General features: G+C 70.6%; 4 protein-coding genes. 1 reads left to right on the top strand and 3 read right to left on the bottom strand.

Annotation, left to right across the window (positions count from 1 at the left end):
* Nucleotides 1-837, top strand: an 837-nt coding sequence (locus G6019_RS17360) for an HNH endonuclease signature motif containing protein (protein WP_241726011.1), incomplete at its 5' end; no start/stop codon positions are given.
* Between the two features lie 23 nt (nucleotides 838-860).
* Here G6019_RS17360 and G6019_RS11515 read toward each other — a convergent pair.
* From G6019_RS11515 to G6019_RS11505, 3 genes are all read right to left on the bottom strand, one after another.
* Nucleotides 861-1,721 (bottom strand): cytochrome c biogenesis CcdA family protein, encoded by an 861-nt coding sequence (locus G6019_RS11515; RefSeq protein WP_182612678.1) that lies wholly within the window; start codon nucleotides 1,719-1,721, stop codon nucleotides 861-863.
* Nucleotides 1,718-2,329 carry a TlpA disulfide reductase family protein gene (locus tag G6019_RS11510; RefSeq protein WP_182612681.1) on the bottom strand — a complete coding sequence of 204 codons (612 nt, stop codon included), beginning with the start codon at nucleotides 2,327-2,329 and terminating at the stop codon, nucleotides 1,718-1,720. Before G6019_RS11510 ends, G6019_RS11515 begins: the two co-directional genes overlap by 4 nt.
* Before the next feature lie 3 nt (nucleotides 2,330-2,332).
* Nucleotides 2,333-3,175 (bottom strand): histidine phosphatase family protein (locus G6019_RS11505; protein ID WP_241726010.1); only part of this gene is annotated, 843 nt, incomplete at its 5' end.

Below are 3,175 nucleotides of genomic sequence, written 5' to 3'. Positions count from 1 at the left end.
TCCCGCCGCAGATCCGTGACCTGCGGAGGCCAGGGACTGGACCTCATGGCCACCGCGAGCATGACCATGGACCCGCAGCTGGCGGCTCTCATGCGCGAGGTCCACGCCCGCTGGGGCCAACCCGGCCGGCTGTGGCCCGACCCCGATGCACCGGACACCCGCAGTGACGGCCAGCGGATGCATGACGCGATGGTTCACGCGCTGCAGCTGGCCCTGTCCGCCGACGCCCGCCGGACCGGGGCGCCCGCGGCGATCGTCGTGCGCGTCGACCTCGACCAACCCACCACACTGGCCGGCTGCGGGCAGAGCGACGGCGGCATCCGCATCCCGGTGCTGCAGGCCCTGTCCATGGCGCGCGGCAACCACTGGTTCCTGGCTCTGTGCGACCAGGAGATGGACCTCAAGCTCTACCGCAGCCGCAGAACCGCCTCCCGCTATCAACGGCTCGCCCTGTTCGCCGCATACGGAGGGTGCACCCACCCGGACTGCGACCAGGACGCCAGACACTGCGAAGCACACCACAGCGCAGCGCCCTGGTCAGCCGGCGGGCTGACGAACATCGACCAACTCGCCCTGGCCAGCGGCGACTGCCACGCCATGATCCACGCGACCGGCTGGAGGACGATCCCCGACCGCACCGCGCCTCAGGGAGTCCGATGGATCCCACCCTCCGGCACACCACGTGTCGCGGCACCACCACCGGCCAAGGCGGGACAGCAGCCGCTGGCACCCCTCGAAGCGCCGATTCTGCCGTTCGCGCTGCTCCGAGACCTCGACGACGGCATCCGCCGACGGTTCGGCGCCGCCGCTGATGGGGAGAGGGCGAAGGCCGCGTGACCCCGGGGACGGTCAGTCGCCGTCTAGATGGGCAGGGTCGTATCCGAGATGGCGAAGTCGCGGAGCCAGTCGATGAACAGGGCCCACGCGCCGGAGAGCAGCAGCAGGCCCACGATGATGAGCATCACGCCACCGAACACCTGGATGGCGCGGGTGTGCCTCTGGAGCCAGCCGACGGTACGCATCGCCCAGGTCGAGCCGAAGGCCACCAACACGAACGGCAGACCGAGACCCAGGCAGTAGGCCACGATCAGCACGACGCCGCGCGCTGCGTCGACACCCGTCCCCGCGGCCACGGACAACGCCGCCGCCAGGGTCGGCCCCAGACACGGCGTCCAGCCCAGCGCGAAGACGGCACCCAACATCGGTGCGCCGACCCACGTCGAGAGAGACTTGGGCTGCATGCGCGTGTCCCGCTGCAGGGTCGGCACGAGGCCGATGAAGACCAGGCCCATGAGAATCGTCACCACACCACCGAGACGCTGCAGCAGCTCCTGCTGCGGTGCCAGGTACTGCACGGTGCCCAACACCATGGCGCTGAGCGCCACAAACACCACGGTGAACCCGCCCACGAAGAGCAGCGACGCCGCCACCACGCGCATGCGGGAGGCGCGGCGGGTGCGGCGTTCGTCCACGGTCATCGTCGCCGTCGCGGCCCGCTGACGCTCGGCTGCGGCCACGGTGACCGGGGGACGCTCGGCCCCCACGACACTCGCCAGGTACGCGACGTACCCGGGCACCAGTGGGATCACACACGGCGAGGCGAAGGACACGAGCCCTGCCAGGACACACGCGCCCAGCGCCAACAGGATCGGGCCGCTGGCCACGGTCTGCTGGAAGGTCTCCCCCACGCTCTGCGCGAGCAGGATCGTCTCCGGGGTCACACCGGCTCGACCTCCTCGGCGAGGATCGCCGACACGGTGTCCCGCAGCTTGTCATCGGTGATCTCGGCCAGGTACACCGCCGCCACCCGGTGCTGCTTGTCCAAGATGATCGTGGCCGGCACCACGGACGTCGGGAACCCACGCAGTGCGGCCACAGCGGCGTTACTGGGATCCCAGATGGACGGGAACGTGATGCCGTTGTCCTCGACGAAGTCGACGGGCTTCTGGCGGTTGGGATCGCGGAGGTTGATACCGAACACGGTCGCGCCCTGGGGCTCGAACTCGTCCTGCAGCCGCTGCAGGTCGTCGGACTCGGCGCGACACGGGCCGCACCACTGGCCCCACAGGTTCAGAATCACGACCTGCCCCTCGAAGTCCTCCTGGACGTTGAGCGTGCGATCCGGGTCCAACAGGTCCGGACCGGTGAGCGTGGCGACGGGTCTGCGCTCGGACGGGGGATCGTAGTGGATCTCCAGCTGGCCGTCCGGGCTGACGAACTCGAACGTCTCCGGGCCCGTCACCACCGCGTCCGTGCTGGTCGCGCAAGCACCGGTGACGAGGGCGCCCGCCAGGAGCAGGGCGCCGAGTGCGGCCTTGGGGTGTCGCATGGATCAGGCTCCCGTCTGCGACGGGTCAGACGCACCCGCCGGCTCGGAGTAGACGATCTCGCGCAGCGTGGTCCCCTCGAAGACCAGGGAGGTGATCGAGGCCAGAGAACACTGCCGCGAACGGGGGTCATGCCACAGTCGACGGCCCTCGAGGAACCTCCGCGTGGTGTACACCGGCAGCTGGTGGCTCACCAGGACCGCCTCGTGTCCGCGGGCGGAGTCGAGCGTGGAGTACACGGCCCCGATCATCCGATGCGCGATCTGCAGGTACGGCTCACCCCACGAGGGCCGCAGCGGATTGACCAGGATCGGCCAGTACCGAGGGTTGCGCAGGGCACCATCCCGGCCGCCGACCTTGTTGCCCTCGAAGCGGTTGTCGGCCTCGATGATGTCCGCGTCGATCCCCACCGGAAGGCCCAACGCCTCGGCCAGTGGGGCGGCGGTCTCCTGGGCGCGCTGCAGCGGCGAGGCGACGACCGACACGATGTCGTGCCCCTGCCCGAGGGTGCGGGCCACGGTCTCGGCCTGACTCCGCCCCAGCTCGGAGAGCCGGAAACCCGGCAGGCGGCCATACAGCACCCCGTCGGGGTTGTGGACCTCCCCGTGGCGGACCAGGTGGACGATGGTCTGCGTCTCGGTCCCGCGGGCAGACGAATCCCGATGTGTCGACGACGACGCCGAGAGCGGTTCACCCGGAGCGGAGATCGAGCCCGGCGCGGCCCCGTAGGCCTCGGCTCCCTCCTGCTGCTGCGGGACGGAGGTCTCCGCGGGGCGGGCACCGGCCTCGGAAGCGTTCAGCGACGGCGGCGCCTCGGCGGGCGCGGGATGCTCCCCGCGGAGGGGGAT

It is taken from the genome of Dietzia sp. DQ12-76 (assembly GCF_014145045.1).
In the GTDB taxonomy this organism is placed as follows: Bacteria; Actinomycetota; Actinomycetes; order Mycobacteriales; family Mycobacteriaceae; genus Dietzia.
The sequence above is the reverse complement of the archived record's forward strand: the minus strand, read 5'-3'. Positions and strand labels throughout refer to the sequence as shown.